At 35.4% G+C, this 21,789-nt stretch carries 21 protein-coding genes, 2 rRNA genes and 1 pseudogene; 16 read left to right on the top strand and 8 right to left on the bottom strand.

All coding sequences use genetic code 11. The features are described from left to right. Positions 1-112: 112 nt before the first annotated feature. The 3 genes from AAGD87_RS02065 (at position 113) to tsaB (ending at position 2,955) form a co-directional block, all read left to right on the top strand. Positions 113-1,102, top strand: a complete 990-nt coding sequence (locus AAGD87_RS02065) for a ribonucleotide-diphosphate reductase subunit beta (RefSeq protein WP_155969016.1) — start codon at positions 113-115, stop codon at positions 1,100-1,102. 138 nt (positions 1,103-1,240) lie between these two features. Then, positions 1,241-2,371: a dicarboxylate/amino acid:cation symporter gene (locus AAGD87_RS02060; RefSeq protein WP_264339318.1), complete on the top strand. Its 1,131-nt coding sequence runs from the start codon at positions 1,241-1,243 to the stop codon at positions 2,369-2,371. Next, positions 2,371-2,955 carry a tRNA (adenosine(37)-N6)-threonylcarbamoyltransferase complex dimerization subunit type 1 TsaB gene (gene tsaB, locus AAGD87_RS02055; RefSeq protein WP_155969018.1) on the top strand — a complete coding sequence of 195 codons (585 nt, stop codon included), beginning with the start codon at positions 2,371-2,373 and terminating at the stop codon, positions 2,953-2,955. The genes AAGD87_RS02060 and tsaB overlap by 1 nt, the downstream gene beginning before the upstream one ends. On the opposite strand, the gene AAGD87_RS02050 is transcribed toward tsaB, so the two are convergent. After that, complete coding sequence (locus AAGD87_RS02050) at positions 2,950-3,573, bottom strand: hypothetical protein (RefSeq protein ID WP_341817696.1); 624 nt, start codon at positions 3,571-3,573, stop codon at positions 2,950-2,952. The genes tsaB and AAGD87_RS02050 overlap by 6 nt on opposite strands. A 280-nt stretch (positions 3,574-3,853) precedes the next feature. Between AAGD87_RS02050 and AAGD87_RS02045 the strand changes: the two genes are divergently transcribed. The 5 genes from AAGD87_RS02045 to AAGD87_RS07775 all read left to right on the top strand — a co-directional run bounded on the left by AAGD87_RS02045 (position 3,854) and on the right by AAGD87_RS07775 (position 5,567). After that, complete coding sequence (locus tag AAGD87_RS02045; RefSeq protein WP_155969022.1) at positions 3,854-4,564, top strand: class II aldolase/adducin family protein; 711 nt, start codon at positions 3,854-3,856, stop codon at positions 4,562-4,564. A 105-nt stretch (positions 4,565-4,669) separates the two neighbouring features. Beyond that, positions 4,670-4,804, top strand: a complete 135-nt coding sequence (locus AAGD87_RS02040; RefSeq protein WP_007548354.1) for an IS3 family transposase — start codon at positions 4,670-4,672, stop codon at positions 4,802-4,804. Next, positions 4,801-4,935: a hypothetical protein gene (locus AAGD87_RS02035; RefSeq protein WP_259349141.1), complete on the top strand. Its 135-nt coding sequence runs from the start codon at positions 4,801-4,803 to the stop codon at positions 4,933-4,935. Before AAGD87_RS02040 ends, AAGD87_RS02035 begins: the two co-directional genes overlap by 4 nt. A gap of 59 nt (positions 4,936-4,994) precedes the next feature. Further along, positions 4,995-5,141, top strand: a complete 147-nt coding sequence (locus AAGD87_RS02030) for an IS3 family transposase (RefSeq protein WP_080717648.1) — start codon at positions 4,995-4,997, stop codon at positions 5,139-5,141. Positions 5,142-5,396: 255 nt separating this feature from the next. Then, positions 5,397-5,567, top strand: a complete 171-nt coding sequence (locus AAGD87_RS07775) for a DDE-type integrase/transposase/recombinase (RefSeq protein WP_080717647.1) — start codon at positions 5,397-5,399, stop codon at positions 5,565-5,567. Between the two features lie 176 nt (positions 5,568-5,743). Here the strand turns inward: AAGD87_RS07775 and AAGD87_RS02025 are convergent, their stop codons facing one another. From AAGD87_RS02025 to pstC, 4 genes are all read right to left on the bottom strand, one after another. Further along, the gene (locus AAGD87_RS02025; protein WP_238514246.1) at positions 5,744-5,923 is read right to left on the bottom strand and encodes an ankyrin repeat domain-containing protein; all 180 of its coding nucleotides are present in this window, start codon (positions 5,921-5,923) and stop codon (positions 5,744-5,746) included. A 426-nt stretch (positions 5,924-6,349) separates the two neighbouring features. Then, positions 6,350-6,694 (bottom strand): F0F1 ATP synthase subunit epsilon, encoded by a 345-nt coding sequence (locus AAGD87_RS02020; protein WP_006279902.1) that lies wholly within the window; start codon positions 6,692-6,694, stop codon positions 6,350-6,352. A 12-nt stretch (positions 6,695-6,706) separates the two neighbouring features. Continuing rightward, positions 6,707-8,134, bottom strand: a complete 1,428-nt coding sequence (gene atpD / locus AAGD87_RS02015) for a F0F1 ATP synthase subunit beta (RefSeq protein ID WP_264339588.1) — start codon at positions 8,132-8,134, stop codon at positions 6,707-6,709. Between the two features lie 101 nt (positions 8,135-8,235). Beyond that, positions 8,236-9,324 carry a phosphate ABC transporter permease subunit PstC gene (gene pstC / locus AAGD87_RS02010; RefSeq protein ID WP_038199744.1) on the bottom strand — a complete coding sequence of 363 codons (1,089 nt, stop codon included), beginning with the start codon at positions 9,322-9,324 and terminating at the stop codon, positions 8,236-8,238. 107 nt (positions 9,325-9,431) lie between these two features. On the opposite strand from pstC, the gene rpmH reads away from it, so the two are divergent. From rpmH to AAGD87_RS01995, 3 genes and pseudogenes are all read left to right on the top strand, one after another. Further along, entirely contained in the window at positions 9,432-9,566 is a 135-nt protein-coding gene (gene rpmH, locus AAGD87_RS02005; protein WP_006279898.1) for a 50S ribosomal protein L34, read from the top strand. A 67-nt stretch (positions 9,567-9,633) separates the two neighbouring features. After that, a pseudogene (gene rnpA / locus AAGD87_RS02000) lies at positions 9,634-9,909 on the top strand (ribonuclease P protein component); the annotation flags it as partial. Positions 9,910-9,994: 85 nt separating this feature from the next. Then, positions 9,995-10,258: a hypothetical protein gene (locus AAGD87_RS01995; protein WP_077188558.1), complete on the top strand. Its 264-nt coding sequence runs from the start codon at positions 9,995-9,997 to the stop codon at positions 10,256-10,258. 85 nt (positions 10,259-10,343) lie between these two features. On the opposite strand, the gene rrf is transcribed toward AAGD87_RS01995, so the two are convergent. Beyond that, positions 10,344-10,450, bottom strand: a 5S ribosomal RNA gene (gene rrf, locus AAGD87_RS01990). A gap of 66 nt (positions 10,451-10,516) precedes the next feature. Then, positions 10,517-13,282: ribosomal RNA gene (locus AAGD87_RS01985) — 23S ribosomal RNA — on the bottom strand. Between the two features lie 335 nt (positions 13,283-13,617). On the opposite strand from AAGD87_RS01985, the gene AAGD87_RS01980 reads away from it, so the two are divergent. The 3 genes from AAGD87_RS01980 to guaA all read left to right on the top strand — a co-directional run bounded on the left by AAGD87_RS01980 (position 13,618) and on the right by guaA (position 19,098). Then, on the top strand, positions 13,618-14,694 hold the full coding sequence (locus tag AAGD87_RS01980) for a methyltransferase domain-containing protein (RefSeq protein ID WP_341817695.1): 1,077 nt from the start codon (positions 13,618-13,620) through the stop codon (positions 14,692-14,694). Between the two features lie 58 nt (positions 14,695-14,752). Beyond that, positions 14,753-16,537 (top strand): ribonucleoside-diphosphate reductase subunit alpha, encoded by a 1,785-nt coding sequence (locus AAGD87_RS01975; RefSeq protein ID WP_341817694.1) that lies wholly within the window; start codon positions 14,753-14,755, stop codon positions 16,535-16,537. 998 nt (positions 16,538-17,535) lie between these two features. Further along, positions 17,536-19,098 carry a glutamine-hydrolyzing GMP synthase gene (gene guaA / locus AAGD87_RS01970; RefSeq protein ID WP_341817693.1) on the top strand — a complete coding sequence of 521 codons (1,563 nt, stop codon included), beginning with the start codon at positions 17,536-17,538 and terminating at the stop codon, positions 19,096-19,098. Positions 19,099-19,424: 326 nt separating this feature from the next. Here the strand turns inward: guaA and AAGD87_RS01965 are convergent, their stop codons facing one another. Continuing rightward, a complete protein-coding gene (locus tag AAGD87_RS01965; RefSeq protein ID WP_341817692.1) occupies positions 19,425-20,108 on the bottom strand; it encodes a TerC family protein in 684 nt (227 codons plus the stop codon). Positions 20,109-20,505: 397 nt separating this feature from the next. Here AAGD87_RS01965 and AAGD87_RS01960 point away from each other — a divergent pair, with 397 nt between their 5' ends. Together AAGD87_RS01960 and AAGD87_RS01955 are read left to right on the top strand one after the other, a co-directional pair. Beyond that, positions 20,506-20,688: a hypothetical protein gene (locus AAGD87_RS01960; protein ID WP_006279522.1), complete on the top strand. Its 183-nt coding sequence runs from the start codon at positions 20,506-20,508 to the stop codon at positions 20,686-20,688. Between the two features lie 185 nt (positions 20,689-20,873). Continuing rightward, positions 20,874-21,689: an ankyrin repeat domain-containing protein gene (locus tag AAGD87_RS01955; RefSeq protein ID WP_264339309.1), complete on the top strand. Its 816-nt coding sequence runs from the start codon at positions 20,874-20,876 to the stop codon at positions 21,687-21,689. Positions 21,690-21,789 lie beyond the last annotated feature (100 nt).

Raw genomic sequence — 21,789 nt, 5'->3', positions numbered from 1 at the left:
GAAGCTATAATACACTAATAAATTATCTGCCGTCAAATTTCAAAAAAGTTAAATTGACTGATTCTCAATATCACTTAATATAATATTTACTTTAGAAAATAATAGGTGTCTTATGTCATTGTTAGAAGCAGATCCAATATACAAACCTTTTAATTACCCTTGGGCGTATGATGCGTGGCTGCAGCAACAAAGAATCCATTGGATACCTGAGGAAGTTCCGCTTGCTGATGACGTAAAGGATTGGAAAACTAAACTTTCAAGTGTAGAAAAAAATCTACTAACCCAGATCTTTAGATTTTTTACTCAGGCAGACATTGAAGTAAATAACTGCTACATGAGGCATTATTCAAATATATTTAAGCCAACGGAAATATGCATGATGCTTGCAAGCTTTTCCAATATGGAAACTATACACATTGCAGCTTATTCTTATCTTTTAGACACAATTGGCATGCCAGAAAGCGAGTATCAAGCATTCTTAAAGTATGATGCTATGAGAAAGAAGTATGAATACATGTTAGAATTCGAGGAAAGCAAAAAACACGATAAAAAACATGTAGCTAAAACTCTAGCGGTGTTTGGTGCATTTACCGAGGGGTTGCAGTTATTCGCATCATTTGCAATTTTGCTCAATTTTCAACGCTTTGGAAAAATGAAAGGCATGGGACAAATAATTGCCTGGTCAGCCCGTGATGAAACTTTGCACACCAATTCAATTATCATGTTGTTTAATACATTTATTAAAGAGAATAATGAAATTTGGGACGACGAGTTTAAAGAGGAATTATATTCTGCATGCCGCACTATTGTTGAGCTTGAGGATGAGTTTATAAAGCTTGCTTTTAATTTCGGAGACGTTGAAGGACTATCTGCAGAAGAAGTGCGCAATTACATACGCTACGTAGCAAACAGACGGTTAATGCAATTAGGTCTTGAGTCCATATATGATGTTAATGATAATCCTATTCCGTGGCTTGATGAAATACTAAATGGCGTGGAACATACGAATTTCTTTGAAAATAGAGTAACAGAGTATAGCCGTGCAGCAACTCAAGGCACATGGGAGGAGGCTTTTACTGAAAACGACACGAATAATAAGTGAGTGCTAATTTCACTCTTCTTTGTCATTCCAGTGTCAGCTACTTTCATTACGTCATTTGCTGTGCAGTTTAGACAGTTTTGCTTTACTTAACAACTAACTTACCATATATATGTCCATAGGACATTGGTATATAAGAACGTGCTACAACTATTAATCTTACTCACGGTCATCACTTCAGTTGCATTCTTTGGTCATTTAGTTCCAATGGAAGCAAAAACCTTCTTGTACTCAACGAGCCTGAGTATAAAAGAGGTTTTGCTATTTATAATGCCTTTTATTATTTTTGCGTTAATCTTTAGCAGTGTTAACAATCTTAAGCAGTCAGCTATAAAGTTCATATTGTTACTTATTATAATGATCTTCTTGTCAAATCTGGCTTCAAGTTTAATAGCTTATTCTGTTGGGCATTTTATCATACAAAACACTCATTCAATACAAGATATAACGTATGAAGAAACAATTGTTCCCTTATGGTCGTTTAGGCTGCCTGCATTGCTTTCTAATTTTTATGCCCTTGCCTGTGGATTTGTGTCCAGCATAGTAGTGTCCACACTGCTACCCAAGAAAAGCAAAGAGCTTTCGAACAAAATGTTAGATTTAACTCTCTTTCTTTTGAAGACGTTTTTGACGCCGATTATTCCAATATTTGTACTTGGGCTTGCTTTAAAAATGCAGCATGATCAAGTTTTATCTATAATATTTAAGGATTACTCAATAATTTTCATTATTATAGCATCTGCAACCTACCTTTATGTTTTCCTCTTATATGGAGCAGCAAATTCATTCAAGATCACAAGCTGGATAGCTAGTATAGGCAATATGATACCGGCATTTATTACTGCAATGAGCACAATGTCTAGTAATGCAACTATGCCACTTACTCTTGAAGGAAGCAAAAAAAATGTAAAGCAACCTGACATAGCATCGTCTGTTGTACCAATAACTGCTAGCTTTCATTTAGTAGGTGATTGCTTTTTTATCATAATATTATCAATGATAATTGCCTCCGGTTATTCATTGTTCACAATAGATTATGTAACTTTTCTTCTCTATTTTTTGTTATTTAAGTTTGCTATCGTGGCAGTGCCGGCAGGAGGAATTATGGTAATGCTACCTATTCTTGAGAAATATCTCAAATTCTCTCCAGAAATGCTTTCGTTAATTACAGCATTGTATATAGTGTTTGATCCAATAATCACTTCAGCAAATGTTATGGGTAATGGTGCCTTTACTATAATATTTTCAAAACTCTATGATAAGCTTAAGTAATGTCTATTTTAGCGATTGATACTGTAGGTATTGGTAGTTCAATAGCAATAGTTGATTATGATGGTAACTGTTTTGTAGAGCACAATTCCACCAGCAATAGTCATGCAGAATCATTTTTTCAAATACTAAGTACTTTATTTGATAAGCACAACTATAATTATGATAAAATAGATCATTTGGCGGTAGTAGTTGGACCAGGAAGTTTCACTGGAATTAGAGTTGGTATATCAGCTGCACAAGGTATAAATCTTGCTACAAATAAGCCGTTATACGGGGTTAGTGCGCTGGAAGTTCAAGCCTACGCAATATCTTTGCTTTGTGCAAATAGCAAAAAAAATATCAGAGCTATAATCAAAAATGCTCAAGGGTTTTATACACAGTTATTTGATTTCAATTTATTGCCGCTGTCTGGTCCAACTGCAGCATGTGACCCTGGTTACGCTACAAGCAGTACACATATGGATTGCAATTTAAATGCTAGCCATGCAGGGCTATTAGTTCATTATAGACTGAAGAACAAGCAAAAATTAAATGAAGTTGAAGCTCTATATTTAAATGAGCCTCAGTATATGAAATTGCTATAGACTATTTTTTTGCATACACGCAATTTGGCTAAGCTTGTGCATCTGGTTTACTATCTCTTGAGCTACTTCTTTTATACTCATATTTGAATTTTCTATCTCTATAGCACTCGGTGGTGTAAATAAATTGTTAATCCTACATTGCTCTATCATGCTATTTAGATTAATCACCTTCCTATTTTTTCTTTGCCTTTTTAATGCAATACGCTTTTGTAATGTCGGTAGATCACACCTAAGTACCACAGGAAGGATTTCTGTGTTCATTTTTTTACTAAGCCTTACTATTGAATCATACATCCTCATGTTCTGGTCATTATTTTCCATCAACTCATCAATAAATATGTAATTTTTTGAGTGAATCGGATAATTTTCTATTACCTGAAGCATAATTTGCATAATGCCATATATTCTATCTTGAACTTCTTTAGGTATTTGATCACGTTCAAAGACACCATCGTATATAGAGCAAGCTTGAACATTGTTATAGAACTTGCTATTTACAATTAATGCGTCTATCATATTAGATAATTCTATTGCTGTGGAAAGTTTACCACTTCCCGAAAGACCAGAGAGATATATGAAAAATTCTGCTGGCTGTTTTTTTGTGTTAATATTTACCATATTATTTTCAATCTTGAAACTTACATTTATAATAACATAAAAATGAAGCTTTAAAACATATGAAATATTATATAGAAAATTATTTTTGTAGTTAAGATATTATGTGATTTAAAAACATAAATTCTGTATATAAACTCTATAATAACGATAACTATTTTTAAGCAAGCTACAACACAAAAGTGTTTGGTATTCAGAAAGCAAGACAGAGTGGCATAGACTTATTAGTTTACTACAAGTCTCTTTTCGCGTATAAACCTTCAGAAGATTCTAACAGAGGATTGTGTTGTTAACAAAGAGCAGAGTAAAAAGGGATCTAGTCTATGCCTATCAGATTTTGTCCTACCTTAAGTTCGATGATCATACATATACTCACCTTTCAGTGCGTTCTGAAGATCAAAAGTCGTTTTATATTTATCCGTTTGGTATGCGTTTTGATGAAGTAGATGAACGTTCGTTAATGAAAGTATCATTTGATGGAGATGTAATTGAAGGCAAAGAATATCAATATAATAGAACTGGCTATATAATTCATGGTTTTGTTTATCAAGCAAGGAAAGATATTCAAGCAATTTTTCACTTGCATACACCTTCTATTGTAGCGGTTTCTTCTCTCAAAGATGGGCTGCTTCCTATAAGTCAATGGGCACTGCACTTTTACAATAAAATCTCTTACCATAATTATAATTCCCTAGCACTTAGCGATACAGAAGGAAAGAGGTTAATAGCTGATCTGAAAGAAAATTTTGTCATGTTAATGCGTAATCATGGATCTATAACGTGTGGTCGGACTATACAAGAAGCAATGTTCTACACATATCATTTAGAACGAGCGTGCAAAACTCAATGTTTAACGTTAGCAATGAATAAGGAGTTATCAATTCCAAGTGAAGAAATTTGCTCAAAAGCTGTAAAGGATCTCCTATCTTTTGAAAGCAATCTTGGTGAGAGGGATTGGCACGCATGGGTTAGACTAATTAAAAGTAAGTTGTAAGAGACTTTCGCACTACTATCTGTCATCCAAGTAGTGACCTTACCCAGAAAAAGTAGAGAGAAAGTTAAGACGTTTTTGGAGTAAAATAAAACGTTTTTTCAAAATATGACAAATAGAAGAGAATATACAGCAGAATTCAAATTAGAAGCTGTTAAGCTGGTTAAAGAAACAGGTCAAGCAAGTACAAAAATAGCAAAAGATCTAGGTATAGATGGCAGTATGTTAAGTAAGAAAATATGATGGAAAAATGTCTGGAGCATACGCATTTCCAGGCAAAGGCTCCTTATGACAAAGAAAGATTTGATCTAAAAAAAGAACTAACAAGAGAAAGAGACATTTTAAAAAAAGCCCTGGGCAAAGAAAAAGAGTAAAGTATTCTTTTATATAGAAATTGCTATAAAACACAGGAACTATGTAGGGTTTTGTACTGGTGGTATGGGTTGCTAAGGAAAAAAGCAGTAAAGAATTAGCAAAAGAAGGGCTTCTAGCAGATATTCAAAAAATACATCAAGCTTCTAAATGCAGATATGGAGCCCCTAAAATTCACGCTGAATTAAAAGCTTTAGGCAAAAATTAAAACAGTACAAAGTGTTATGCAAGAAAATGGCATTAAAGCCAAGCTTAGACGAAGGTTCAAAAATAAAAAACAGCAAATAAGCAACCGAGTTGTGGCTCCGAACACATTGGATCAAAATTTTACTACTGATCAGCCAAATAAAGTTTGGGATTACCTACATAAAAACTAAAGAAGGTTGTTGGCGGCAATAATTGACCTATATTCACGCATGGTGGTTAATGAGTAACATGATAATTAGTTATAGATTCTTTATTGATGGCCGTTGATAAACGCAAACCCGATAAAAATCTGCTGTTACATAGCGATCAAGGGTCACAGTATACCTCTCAAAATTACCAATTTCTATTGAATACAAAAAACATCATTTCCAGCATGAGCCATAAGGGCTGTTGTTACGATAACTCTGTTGCAGAAAAGTTCACTTAAAAGGGAGCTGCTTATTGATACTTCTCGCTCAACAAACCAGAACTGCCATATTTGAATACATAGAAATCTTTTATAACAAATAACGTAGACATTCTACTATTAACTATTGCATTCCTGCACAATTTATTCTCATGATAAAAACGTCTTAACTTTCTCTCTACTTTTTCTGGGTAAGGTCAATTTGGGTCTGCACCATTTTTGAGTAATAGTTTTACTTCTTGTGCATTACCATCTTCTACAGCTAGGAATAATTGTTCTTCCTGTGTTTTTACGCGTGTTTCCACATTAGATATAAAAAATAACAATACTAAACATGCAATACCAATAATGCTAATATATTTTATAATTTTTCTCATAAGATATTTTACAATGCTTCTAATAATATTAGATATCATCTATAAAATTAAAAAATCCATGAAAGGGGATGAAAATATGTAAAAAAGTATTATTGATTAATTAAAAACAGATTTTGATTTGATAATACTAATAAAATCGATTTATCTTAAATTTACGTTGATTTTTACCTGTTATTTTTTGTAGTTTATCCAACGTAAATTCCAGGTAAAACAAAGTCGTTATCTCCAACCGTTACAACCAACTCTCCTTCTTTAATTTTTATTTGATTAGGTGTATGGTCCCATACCATCACACTCTGGGATCATACACCTAAAGTACTCCGACACTGGGATGACACCCCGGGGTTTCTGGGATGACAAAAAAGAGCCCCCTGAGCAAAAATCTTATAGCCACTTGAATGATAATTGACTTTTTGCCTAAAATAACTAAGAAAGAAACTTCTCATCAAGATAACTTAAATATATACTAATTCTCTTATTTTTAAACGATTTCTCATCATGAATTGCACGATCAAAAACCTGAATTTGACTTGTTATAATGCTACAATTATTATTTGCAACTTCTAATACGCCACTATCAATTACAACCTTCTTTTCTGTTTGGTTACTCATTTTAACAGTAATCATACCAGGCAATAAATAAATTAAGTAAGGAGCATGGTGAGCTAAAATCATAAGCTCCCCTTCGAGCCCAGTTACTGAAAGAGAAACCACTCCACTGAATGAAATTTGATCATCAGGAGAGAAAAATTGCACTTTAAAAGTATTCATAATCTTTAACTTTTATTTAGCTTCAGCTTGTATTAATTCAGCCTTTTTTATTGCTTCATCTATATTCCCCACCATATAAAAAGCAGCCTCTGGTAAGTGATCATATTTGCCTTCAACAATCCCTTTAAAACTGGAAACAGTATCAGAAAGTGAAACAAATTTACCAGGCATGCCAGTAAATATTTCTGCAACGTGAAAAGGTTGAGAAAGAAATTTCTGAATCTTACGAGCCCTATCAACAATAATTTTATCTTCATCAGATAGCTCATCCATACCAAGTATTGCGATAATATCTTGCAGTGATTTATAAGTTTGCAATATACGTTTCACCTCAGAAGCTACATTATAATGTTCTTCACCAATGATTTCAGCAGATAAAGACTGAGAAGTTGAATCAAGTGGATCAACAGCAGGGTATATTCCCATTTCAGCTATTTGCCTTGACAACACTGTGGTTGCATCAAGGTGAGAGAATGTAGTTGCTGGGGCTGGATCAGTCAAATCGTCCGCAGGAACATATATAGCTTGCACAGAAGTAATAGAGCCAGAAGTTGTTGAAGCTATTCTTTCTTGCATTGCACCCATATCAGTTGCAAGGGTTGGCTGATAACCAACAGCTGACGGTATTCTTCCAAGTAAAGCAGAAATTTCAGAACCAGCTTGTGTAAATCTAAAGATATTATCCACAAAAAATAGAACATCTTGATTTTCCTTATCACGGAAATATTCTGCCATAGTAAGTGCTGTTAAAGCAACTCTAGCCCTTGCTCCAGGAGGCTCATTCATCTGACCATAAACCAAAACAGCTTGAGATTTTTCATGCTCATTTATATTTATTACATTTGAAGTGATCATCTCGTGATAAAGATCGTTACCTTCACGCGTTCTCTCCCCTACCCCGGCAAACACAGAAAATCCTTTATGAGCTTTTGCTATATTATTAATTAATTCCATTATTAGGACTGTTTTACCAACACCGGCTCCACCAAATAAGCCAATTTTTCCTCCTTTAAGATAAGGTGCAAGAAGATCTATAACTTTTATTCCCGTAACTAAAACTTCTTCCTGTATTCTCTGTTCAGTAAAACTTGGAGGTGCTCTGTGTATAGGCTCTAAGTTATACTTTCCCTTCAGTGGACCACACTCATCTATAAGCTCTCCAACAACATTAAAAATCCTTCCTAAAGTTGAACGCCCAATTGGCACCGATATTGGTGCACCTGTATCAACAAATTCATCCCCCCTTGACATGCCATCTGTGCTATCCATAGCAATACAACGAACTATATTGTCACCTATATGCTGCGAAACTTCTAAAACCAGCTCCTTATCCTTATATTTTAGTTTGCTTTTTAAAGCATTAAATATTTTAGGCAATTCACCTTCAAATTTTATATCAACAACTGCTTGAGTTACCTTAATCGCTCTACCTATATTCATCTCTTTATTTTTATCACCTAACACTATAATTCCATAAAAGAACTTCTAAAGAAAATAAATTTTATATTATTAATAGAAATTTTGCAACATTAAAACGCTTACTAGTTACGCTTCATTACAAACAATGCAAATGCATTTAATAGCCAAGTAATAATAAACAATACTAAACTAAGCGCATAAGCAGCAAGAGTTTGTACACTATTGAAATCCTGATCTCCGGTAAGTAATGTAGCGATCTGCACGGTAATGGTAGTAACTGAATTAAGAGGGTTAAAAGTCAAATTTGCGTTGATTCCCACAGCCATTAGCACAATCATTGTTTCACCTATCACTCTTGAAATTGACAATAAAATTGCACTTAAAATTGTAGGCATTGCATAAGGTATTGTTATATGCCATATAGTTTCCGCTGGAGTTGCACCAAGTGCCATGAAGCCATAACGCAAGCTTTTTGGAACAGATCTTATGGCATCTTCGAGTAAAGAAATAATAAAAGGAAGAATCATTATCCCAATCGATAAACCGGCAACTAAGGCACTTTCTGAGTGTATACTTAAACCAAAAAAATTTGCTACCTGCTTTATAAAGAAAGACAAAAACACAACCGCGAAATATCCATATACAACCGTAGGAATAGCAGACAAAACTTGCAAAGTTGTATTAACAATATAACGCACTTTCTCACTCGCATATTCACTAATATATATTGCAGAAAATAAACCAAGCGGAACGACAACTAACATTGCTATAATAGTTATAAGTAATGTACCAACTAAAAGCGGCGCTATACCAAAACATCCTATCTTCTCTTCATTGATAGTGACTACATTGTGGCCCCATTTCAAGCAAAACAAGAATTCTGAAATAGCTACTTTATTAAAAAAACTAATGGATTGAATAAAAATAGACAGCATTATAAATAAAGTGATAAAAAATGATATGGCCAAAGCCACAAATAACGAAAGTTTTATTATCTTATTTCTTTTATTTTTAAAGATAAAAGCAAGCATGAAAAAAAGTAACGCTATAGAAATAAAAGTTACAAAACAATTATTATAGAATACTAACAACCAAGTTAGCATCCATACACAACTAAGATATAGATAAGATTTAACCTTATTTACTTCTTGAAACCTACTAAAACAAAATAAAAGGATTAGTAAGACAGGTATGACTATCACCGAATTCATTCTTCCATGCATCAAATTTTATTCTACGAAAATGTCATACAAGTTCACCATTATTTGACAATAAAGTAAAACAATTTAAAATAAATAATTATATTAATATAAAAACAATGAAGAGAACATTTCAACCAAAAAATTTGATAAGAAAGCGCAGACACGGATTTCGTTCACGTATGGCAACAAGAGCTGGAAGAAAAATCCTTAATAGGCGCCGTTCATTAGGGTGTAACAAATTATGCGCATAGTAAGTATAAAAAAAAAGATTTTTCTTCTGCTTTCAAAAATAAGTTAGCACTCAACAGTCTTTTTTATCGTGGGCTTTATATATCACTGTACGCTATAAAAGAAAGAGAACCTGAAAAGTACATTCATACTATTAGAGTAGGTCTGGCTATCAGTAAAAAAACCGGAAAAGCAGCAAAAAGAAATAAAATAAAAAGGCAACTACGAATGCTTGCTAAAATTAGCATTTTAAATATAAGTAATATAGGGCACTACTACATAATACTAACTCATAGAAACATTATGCAAGCAAGTTATAAAAATTTACAAAAAGATCTAACTATTTGCTTAAAAAAGATAAAATAAAAAAAATCTCAATTAAGGTATTTACAACTATATTTTTTATGATAATATAGGTAAAATTTTTAAAAATAGTTAATGGGTGTGGTGAATGGTAGAGCATATAAAAGAGGTAAATAACACAGGCTTTGGTCAGATGTATCAATTCTTATTTCTTCCTAAAGGAACAGGAACAGATTGGAGGTCAGCATTTCGCCAACAAGAAGAATTATTTAAAAAAGTGGGAGGTAATGTAATATTACCAGAAATCAGTAATTCTCCTTCAAAAGGGAATCAATTAGGGGAAGTAGGAACAATGCTAAATAATGTAGAAAATGACCAAGAACATATAAGAAAAAAAAGATATCGTAGTTAAAGTAAAAACTTAAAGAATAGTAACAAAACAAGAAAGTTAAAATATAAGTATACCTACTGTCTAATTAACAAAGAAATTTTTATAAACTTGGCGGCGACCTACTCTCCCTTTTCAAGTACCATCAGCGCTAAAAAGTTTCACTTCCGAGTTCGAGATGAGATCGGGTGGTTCATTTTTGCTATAGCCACCAAGTCAATAAAAATTTCTAACTTAACAATTTTAACTTAATATTTAACACTGCATACACACATATAGAAAGCAAATAAATCAATCAGGCTATTAGTACTAGTTAGCTTCACATGTTACCATGCTTCCACACCTAGCCTATCAACGTGGTAGTCTTCCACGGCCTTAATTGGGAAATCTTTTTGAAGAGGGTTTCTTGCTTATATGCTTTCAGCAATTATCCCATCTATACATAGCCACCCAGCGATGCTATTGGCATAACAGCTGGTACACCAGAGGTATATCCATCTCGGTCCTCTCGTACTAGAGTCAGACCTTCTCAAATTTCCTTCACCCACGGCAGATAGAAACCGAACTGTCTCACGACGTTCTAAACCCAACTCACGTATCACTTTAATCGGCGAACAGCCGAACCCTTGGGACCTTCTTCAGCCCCAGGATGTGATGAGTCGACATCGAGGTGCCAAACGGTGTCGTCGCTATGAACGCTCGAACACCATCAGCCTGTTATCCCCGGCGTACCTTTTATCCGTTGAGCGATGACCCTTCCATACAGAATCACCGGATCACTATGACCGACTTTCGTCTCTGCTTGGCTTGTCAGCCTCGCAGTCAGGCAAGCTTATGCCATTATACTATCAAGCTGATTTCCGACCAGCTCTAGCTTACCTTCGCACGCCTCCGTTACTTTTTAGGAGGCGACCGCCCCAGTCAAACTACCCACCATACAATGTCCTAGTTCCAGATAATGAAACATAGTTAGATATCAAAAGTGTAAAGGGTGGTATCTCAAGGTTGACTCCATTATAGCTAGCGCCATAACTTCAAAGTCTCCCACCTATCCTGCACATCACACTTTTAATAGCAATGTAAAGCTATAGTAAAGGTGCACGGGGTCTCTTCGTCTAACCGCGGGTACCCCGCATCTGCACGGGGAATTCAATTTCGCTGAAGTGATGTTGGAGACAGTGGAGAAATCGTTACGCCATTCGTGCGGGTCGGAACTTACCCGACAAGGAATTTCGCTACCTTAGGACCGTCAGTGTTACGGCCGCCGTTTACTGGGGCTTCAATTCGGAGCTTGCACCCTTCCTATTAACCTTCCAGCACCGGGCAGGCGTCAGACCCTATACTTCCACTTACGTGTTTGCAGAGTCCTGTGTTTTTAGTAAACAGTCGCTACTCCCTATTTTGTGCCACCTACTCATAGTTGCCTAAAAGCAGGTTACCCTTCTTCCGAAGTTACAGGTATAATTTGCCGAGTTCCTTCAACATCATTCTTTCAACACCTTAGTATACTCTACTCATCCACCAGTGTCGGTTTGCGGTACGGCCTCATAAATATAAGTGCTATTTCCTGGAGCTTCTTTTAAGCATAGATCAATCCAATAAGATCTATACAAATACGAAACCCGTCACACTTAAGAGGTTTAGGAATATTAACCTAATTGCCATCGACTACTCCTTTACGGACTCGCCTTAGGAACCGACTAACCCTACGCAGATTAACTTAACGTAGGAACCCTTAGATTTTTGGTGAGAGTGTTTTTCACACTCTTTTACGCTACTTATGTCAGCATTCTCACTTCCGATATCTCCAGCAGTTTTCACAAACCACCTTCACAGACTTACGGAACGCTCCGCTACCGCGCCTATTGATCGAAATCAATAAGCACTCACATCTTCGGTATACAGCTTTAGCCCCGGTACATTTTCGGCGCAGAAAAACTTATTTAGACAAGTGAGCTGTTACGCTTTCTTTAAAGGATGGCTGCTTCCAAGCCAACCTCCTAGCTGTAATGGTTTTTCTACTTCCTTCCCCACTTAGCTGTAATTTTGGGACCTTAGATAGTGATCTGGGTTGTTTCCCTCTTCACCACGGACTTAGCACCCGTAGTGTGCCTGCTGTATAATTAATTGTTGGTATTCGGAGTTTAGTTAGATTTGGTAAGACGGTGAATCCCCCTAGTCTATCCAGTGCTCTACCCCCAACAACATACATACAACGCTCTACCTAAATAGATTTCGCGGAGAACCAGCTATTTCCAAGTTTGATTGGCCTTTCACCCCTAATCACAACTCATCCAATAATGTTGCAACATTAACTGGTTCGATCCTCCAGTGTGTTTTACCACACCTTCAATCTGGTCATGACTAGATCACTTGGTTTCGGGTCTAATCCATAAAACTAAAACGCCCTATTCAGACTTGCTTTCGCTACGCCTACACCTAACGGCTTAAGCTTGCTTCATAGATTAACTCGCTGACCCATTATGCAAAAGGTACGCTGTCACTCTAAATATCAATAAATTGATATAGAGCTCCAACTGTTTGTAAGCACTTGATTTCAGATTCTATTTCACTCCCCTCCCGGGGTTCTTTTCACCTTTCCCTCACGGTACTTGTTCACTATCGGTCGTTAAGGAGTATTTAGGCTTGGAGGATGGTCCCCCCATATTCAAACAGGATTTCACGTGCCCCGCTCTACTCAAGGATTTAAAAACTTTCTACTTATACAGGACTATCACCTTCTATGGTTACTATTTCCAGAGTATTCTAATTCTTATTCTTAAATCACTAGCCTTTTCCGCTTTCGCTCGTCACTACTAACAGAATCTCGGTTGATTTCTTTTCCTTTGGCTACTTAGATATTTCAGTTCACCAAGTTTGCTTTACATACTTAGTACGTAATAACTAGCTAAACTAGTTGGGTTTCCCCATTCGGAAATCTGCGGATCAAAATTTATTGACAATTCCCCACAGCTTATCGCAGCCTGCCACGTCCTTCATCGCCTCTTAACGCCAAGGCATCCATCAAGTGCTCTTAATAATTTATTTATCCGACTATATGCAGAATATGCAGAGTTAAATATTATTAAAATTGAATTGAGATTAAATTAATCTCTACCATAAAACTTGTCAAACATCTAAAAACTAAATTAATCTTTTATATGTTATAACCTAATAAATAATATGTCAACGCCTTTTTGCACAAAACATTTACTTATATTATCAACAACAATATACTAGCAATCCTAAACAGTATAATCTGAGAAATATGTGGTAAACTTATATATACAGTAAAAATTAATAAAAAAGATATTTTGTAAGATAAAATGTGTTAAAATCAATTGCCTAAAAATGATAATAAACATTCGGAGTATTTCTAACGTATGAAAAGTAATCTTTCTTTTATAAAAAACGTTGCTTTAAATTGTATGTCTAAGCTCATTGGCGTATTAAATATTAAGAAAGTAAAACACTTCATTGTGAATAAATATAATACTCTTCATAAAGAAATGACAGTGCTTCTTAAAAAATCTAAGAACCTGTTAAACATCAACATTGAAATCGGTTTATATCACTTTTATAAAGGTAGCATATCAGATGCAAAGTTACGATTTTGGTTAATTAGCATATTTTACCCCCATTTACCTATAGTCTGGTATAACATCGGAAGGTGTCATTTTGCGGTAGGGAATACTAACAAAGCTTATAATTATTTAACAAGGGCACTAAAATTAGATAATGACCACGAGGAGGCGTCTTACTATATAAAAAAAATGACAAACTCAGCGCCTATTACAGAATTGCCAAAAAACCTCATAAGACAATATTTTGATTACACAGGTGAATATTTTGTTGAGCATTGGTTGATTGCCAAACAATATAGAGGGCATGAACTTGTACACATGATAATTACAAAAATCTTCAACAACTCCACTTCTGAGCTCAATATACTCGACCTTGGTTGTGGAACTGGAATATGTGGTCATTTCTTGAAAATAAATAGTATTGGAAACCATATAACAGGAATTGACATTTCAAGTAGAATGCTAAATATCGCAAGAGGATGCTTTATAAAAGGTAAGCCTGTTTACAATGAATTAATACATATGGAAATGAAAGAGTTTCTTAAACAAGAGAAAAACCAGCAGTATGATGTAATTATCTTTGCTGAAGTGCTACATTATCTACATGACTTTCAAGAAGAGTTGGAATTAGCAAAAAGATCTACGAGCAAAAAAGGAGTTATTGTATGTTTAATAAGAAGAAAGGAAGGTGAAGGTATTGACTTTGTAAATAAAGGAGACTATTTTCGTCACTCAGAAAGTTATGTTCAACATGTTGCAAAAGAAATAAATATGCAAATAAGTTATATGAGTTACTGTAAAATATATGGCAGTCAGGTTGACGGTATCTTGTTTGCATTACAGCATCAACAAGAAAATCCGAAAAACCTAACTTAAAAATCGCTCAAAATGACTTTTAAGTATCTATATATAATAAAAGAATAAAAGGAACTTTATGAATAACATTACCATTAATTACGCAAAGGACAGCAAATTAACCGACTTTGGAAAAGCAGTTCTATCAGACAGGTATTTAATAGAAAATGAAAGTTATCAAGACCTCTTTGCACGTATTGCTAATTACTATTCTGATAATAAAGAACATGCGCAGCGTCTTTATGACTACATGAGCAACTTGTGGTTCATGCCTTCAACACCAATACTCAGCAATGGTGGCACTAAGAGAGGGTTACCTATCTCTTGCTTTCTTAATGAAACCGAAGACAGCTTGCAGGGAATAGTTGATCTATGGAACGAAAATGTTTGGCTTGCTGCACGTGGAGGAGGCATAGGTAGTTATTGGGGAAATTTACGCTCAATAGGCGAAAGCGTAAAGGGTAGCGGCAAAACATCAGGAATTGTTCCATTTATTGTAGTGCAAAATGCTCTAACGCTTGCAATTAGTCAGGGATCCCTAAGGCGAGGAAGTTCAGCAGTCTACCTTCCTGTATCTCATCCGGAGATAGAAGAGTTTCTAGATTTACGCAAGCCAACAGGCGGTGACCCAAATCGCAAAGCGTTAAATATACATCATGCTGTAACAGTAACAGATAAATTTATGCAGGCTGTTGAGAATGATCAAGAATGGAATTTAATAAGCCCTCACAACAATAAGGTTATTTCAACTGTAAAAGCGCGGGATATATGGATCAAAATATTAACAGCAAGAGTTGAAACTGGAGAACCTTACATTATTTTCCTTGATGCAACAAATAACAATAAGCCAGAATCTTACAAAAAGCTCAACTTAGACATCAAGATGTCAAATCTATGCAGTGAAATAACTTTAACCACAGGTTATGATCACCTGAATAAGTCACGCACTGCTGTGTGTTGTCTATCATCCGTAAACCTTGAGTACTACGAAGAATGGAAAGACAATAAACTCTTCATAGAAGATATAATGCGCTTTCTTGATAATGTATTGGAAGATTTCATAAATAAAGCACCGAATGAAATGCAGCGAGCAAAATATTCTGCAGCCAGAGAACGCAGTATTGGTCTTGGTGTGATGGGCTTTCACTCATTTTTACAAAGCAAAATGGTTCCTTTTGAATCAGTAACAGCACAACAATGGAATAAAAAAATATTTAAGTATTTACGCGAGCAAGCAGATATAGTTTCTAAAAAATTAGCAGAAGAAAAGGGAGCATGTTCTGATGCCAAAGAAGTTGATCTAATGGAAAGGTTTACACACAAACTCGCTATTGCTCCTACTGCCTCGATCTCCATTATTGCAGGTAATACCTCCCCTGGAATAGAACCATACGCAGCAAACGTATTCATACAAAAGACACTTACAGGCTCATTTGTAGTGCGAAATAAATTCTTGCAAAAACTATTAGCAGAAAAAAATCAAGACAATGATAAAATATGGTCTTCAATTTCAACAAACGAGGGTTCCGTTCAGCATTTAGATTTTCTTAGTGAGCATGAAAAATTGACATTTAAAACAGCGTACGAGCTTGACCAAAGATGGATTATAGAACATGCAAGTGATAGAACTTCGTATATTTGTCAATCTCAATCAGTAAATCTGTTCTTACCTGCCAACGTACATAAACGTTACTTGCACAAAATACACATGCTTGCTTGGAAAAAAGGATTGAAGAGCTTATATTACTGCAGATCACAATCAATGCAGAGAGCCGATAAGGTCTCGCATGACATATTCAAAAAAAGTGAAATATTGCAACAAAAAACAGATATTGACTACGATGAATGTCTGTCATGCCAATAGCGGCCTTACTCAAAAAAAGTAGAGAGAAAGTTAAGCAAATGGGTAAATAGACTTCTTGCATAACCATATAACGCACTTTTATTGGGAATAGAAACGAAAAAACTTTCTTGACAAACTCCGCCAGCTCCCTTATCATAAAACTGAAGCTATTTATTTATCTTTGCAATCTGTGCAGGTTAATGACAAAAAACTTAGGGTATTTGGCGTCTCATGTTTAATTTTTCGCACTACGTGCATCGCATGTCTTTAAAAATTTTTAGGTTTTTACCTATATAAGCCGAAACGCGCTTACAAAGCGTTTAAGACAGCAAAAAACGTCAAATTGACAAGGGAGAATTTGAATGCTAGCTACTACGGGGTTTCTTTGCCTTTTTTCCTGCTTAGTAAATTTCTTAAACACTTGCGGTGTAGGTTAGTTGCAAGTTAAAAGCAGCTAAATCGCTCTTAATCAAGCGTTTTAGAATAAAAAAAACGCCGATATTTTAGTACATAGTAAATAGCCAACCACCATGGGGCTTCTTTTGCCTTTTTTTTCACTTGGTAAATTTCTTAAACATTTATGGCTAAACGACAATCGTCATCCCGCTACTTGTTAGCGGGATCTATTGCCGAGATACCGCGAATGAATCGCGGTATGACGGTTCGCGGTGGCATGACGATAAAGTTTATACCTCGTCATCCCGCTGCTTGTTAGCGGGATCTCTTGTTAGCGGCTGAGATACCGCGAATGAATCGCGGTATGACGGTTCGCGGTGGTATGACGGTTCGTGGCAGCATGAAGATAATCCCGCTACTTGTTAGCGGCTGAGATACTGCGGCGGTATGACGTAGATTGCTGTCATTCCGCTAATAGTTAGCGCCGCAGCGGTATGGTGTAGGAAAATTAGCTATATAGCTAACTTGTACCACGCGTTAAAGCTTTTAAACAGGTCTTGGTTTACTTACTCCATTATTTTCTTTATTATCAGATATCATTTTAAATAATATGGAGGAGCAAATTGTCAGCAATTGCCATTATTGATTTTGGTTCACAGTTTACACAGCTTATCGCAAGACAAGTAAGAGGAATGGGTGTTTATTGTGAGATATTTCCAAGCAACATCAGTTTTGAAACAATATCAAAATTCAATGGGTTTATTCTCTCTGGAGGACCACAATCTGTAAATGATGATTGTTCTGAAACAAGTAGAGTAGTACATGAAATTATAAAACTTAATGAGGCAACAAGCGTTCCTATACTTGGAATATGCTATGGACAGCAACTCATTTGTCATTATTTTGGAGCAAAAGTAAAAGAGAGTTTCAAACAGGAGTTTGGTAGAACTAAAATCAAGATACTAAAAGAATCCCCCATTGTAAAGGATACCTGGGATGTTAATTCTGAAGTGGATGTATTAATGAACCATGCGGACAGTGTTGATACTATACCACAGGGATTTACTGTTATCGCATCAGGTGTGATAAATCAAACAATTGCAATGATTGTCAACGAACAGCGGAAGATTTACTGTACTCAGTTCCATCCTGAGGTTAAGCCCACAACAAATGGCAGTAAATTGCTCTCTAACTTCTTGGATATTGCAAATTGCAAAAGAGACTGGACAATGAAGTCGTTTATTGAGGAGCAAAAGGAAAAAATCAAAAATGTAGTAGGAGAGAAAAAAGTAATCGCTGCAGTAAGTGGTGGGGTTGATTCAAGCGTTGCAGCGGCTCTCACACATAAAGCTATAGGAAAACAATTGAACTGTATTTTTATCGATACTGGGTTGTTACGCAAGAACCAAACCATCGCTATGTTGAAAGAGATTCCGATAAATTACGTTGATAAATCAAATTTATTTTTGAGTAGGTTGAAGGGAATAACTGATCCAGAAGAAAAGCGAAAAATTATCGGTAACACTTTTATTGAAGTGTTTGAAGAAGAAGCAAAAAAAATAGGTGATGTGGATTTTTTGATGCAAGGTACCATCTACTCTGATGTAGTTGAGTCAGGGCATGGCTCAAACAACACTAGTACAATTAAGTCTCACCATAATGTTGGTGGGTTGCCAGAAAAGATGAACCTGAAGCTAGTGGAGCCTTTACGCTACCTCTTTAAAGATGAGGTAAGGCTACTTGGAAAAGAAATTGGGCTTTCAGATGAGATAATATTTCAACATCCATTTCCTGGACCTGGACTTGCAGTGAGGATTATAAGTGAAGTCGATGAAGAAAAGGTGCGAATATTGCAAGAAGTAGATGAAATATATATTAATACGATGAAAAATTACGATCTATATGATAAGATATGGCAAGCTTTTGCTGTATTATTACCAATAAAAACTGTAGGCGTTATGGGAGATGGTCGTACGTATGGATATGTTTGTGCTTTAAGGGCTGTAACATCATCTGATGGTATGACAGCCGATGCATTTCCATTTGAAGATAAGGATCAACACTTGCTAGTATTTTGGGATTTTTTACGCAATGTCGGCAGTATAATTGTTAATAATGTTCCCGGAGTAAATAGAGTTGTTTATGATATCACTTCTAAACCACCCGCAACTATTGAGTGGGAGTAAATCAAAAAGATCCCGCTGCTTGTTAGCTGGATCTAGAGATACCGCGAATGAATCGCGGTATGACGGTTCGCGGCAACATGACGATAACCTCGTCATCCCGCTACGTGTTAGCGGGATCTAGAGATACCGCGAATGAATCGCGGTATGACAGTTCGCGGCAACATGACGACAACCTCGTCATCCCGCTGCTTGTTAGCGGCTGAGATACCGCGAATGAATCGCGGTATGACGGTTAATTTTCTTTATTTTGCTTATATAGCTCTTTTTACAATAATCCGAACAGATCATAATATGCTACTGCTCTACCATAGCCATAAGCACATATCTTATCCTATTCGGACTATTGCGAGAAGTGCTATAATTTCCACAAGCAGTGCAAACATAAATGAAGAATACAAATATCCTTTTGGTAATTCTATATGAAATCCATGAAGTATGAGGTACACACCGACAAGTAAAATAAATAAAATGGCGATTATTTTTAACCCTGGGTTAGATTTGATTAACTGGGCGGTATAACTTGATAAAAACAGCATTGCTAGCATGGAAAATGTAAATGCTGTAGCAATTATTACCATGTTATAAGTTAGTGCTATAGCAGTTAATATCGAATCAACCGAAAAAACTAAATCTATTAATATAATTTGTAGCACAACTAAAAAAAATTTTGATTTAACGTTTGCTTTCTTTTTATTTTTCTTACATACAAAGATGTCATCCCGTAACTCCATAGAGCTCTTAACAATAAGGAATAATCCCCCTGCGATCATAAGTAAATCCCTTGCTGATGCAGTGTGAAATATAGGTTTTTGCATTGATAATATAGATGATGTAAAAAATAGTATTACAAAACGCATTAATAGTGCTAATCCAAGGCCCATAAGGCGCACTCTTTCTCTCAGCGCATTTGGTACCTTATCTATTGCTAGAGAAATAAAGATTAAATTGTCTACACTAAGTATAGTTTCAAGTAGTGTAAATGTCAGTAAAGTCCAAGCATCAGTTAGCATTTTTGTTTCAAATTCGGTTCTTCTTACTCTACAATAGATGTGTAAAAATTAAGTGACTTCACTCAGAAGTTTTATAGCAGTTCTCCAGAAAAACAGGATATATAAAGTTCAGCAGCTTCTTCTATTTTCGTTTTTGAGCAAAATCAATAATAAGAGAGTTTCTTATTTTCATGCACGCAAATAAGATAAAGCCTTATTTTCATTTTTAACTTTATTTGAAAATAATATATACTATAAAAATAGTGTGCTCGGTTGAATGAATGTATATTAAAGGATCACCATCAGGCAAAGTATTCGCTGGTTATCAGGCATTTATACCAAGCCCCTTGCCACCAAAATTTGAATGGGACAATGATTTAGTTAATAGTCTTTAAACCCTTACTTTACTATAAGGAAAGTGGTTGAAAACTTAGGTGTCGTATTTACAACAGCCCAAAGAGCAATCGTAAAGCTTGAAGATTTAGGCATCGTTTCACAAACTTCTCAAGGAAAGAGAGATCGGGTTTATTGTGCAACTGATATTTTGAATATTCTAGAAGAACCAACTAAGATTACAGAGAACTTCGATAGCACATTGTAGCTATTGTGATGAATAAATTCAGCAAACAGCAAGCTTAAAGAGTCTGATCCAATGGACATGCTGAACAAAAAGTAAGGAGCTCCTTTTGGAGGATTATATTAACTTATTAATTAATTGCTTGACTTTTAGCAGGATTTATTATATTATTTATTAATGAGTAATGCAATCAAACCAAGGAGGATAGCATGATAAATAATTTGGATTCAATAATTCTTGGAATAAAAGATGGTGAAAAGGCGATTGAAGATTTAAGGGTTGTTCTTAAAAAAAGAAAAGAAGAAGTTATTACTACACAGACATTTAATTACGCTTTACGATGCCCAAAAACTACAAAGGAAGCGATAGTACACGAAATTCTGCTTCATTTTATACAAAATCCTGGCGAGCAATCACTAGAACAAGTGATACAATGCTTAGATAGAGCAATACAATCTGGGATATATGCAAAAAACAACCCAATAAGAAATCTAGATGAAGAATTTCGTACTCATATAAACTTTAAAGATGAAGAGGGAAATACATTACTACATCATGCAGTTATAGGTAATAAAACTGAAGAAATAACCACCCTTCTTGTTACATATAGTGCAAATCCTTTGATACAAAACGCGGATAATAAAATTCCTTCAGATTTAGCTCAAGGAAAAACAAAAGAAGTGCTTATTAAAAGTATGAAAAAACAAGCTCATACGAAAAAAGAAAGCGCTATGATAGGCAGTTTAGTGCCTGGCATAATGATTGGTGGTTTTCTTGGTGTTGTACTTGGAGCTGGTGTGTATGTTGCAGTAAGTCTTTCTGGTGGTATGATACTAGGTGTAATGATAGCATCTGTTCTTGTTGCTAGTATAGCTGTTGGGCTGGCCATGTATTTTTTGAGTCAAGACTATGAACAGGCTAAAGCGATAGAAAAAACTATTAGCACTGTTAGCTCTGTTAGCTCTGAAATATCTGTTGGTGCTGCAAATGGTAAAAATGATAAAGAAGGGCAACAACTTACATAGAAAAAGCTATAGTATTTTTCAAACTAAATAATAAACCTTGTAATTAGGATATTCTGGATTCCAGCGTCACGCGCTGGAATGACAACTGCGTTTTTTGTTT

Source organism: Wolbachia endosymbiont (group A) of Pherbina coryleti, from assembly GCF_964026875.1.
Lineage (GTDB): Bacteria > Pseudomonadota > Alphaproteobacteria > Rickettsiales > Anaplasmataceae > Wolbachia > Wolbachia pipientis.
Note: the sequence above shows the minus strand (reverse complement) of the source record. Positions and strands in the feature narration are given on the sequence as shown.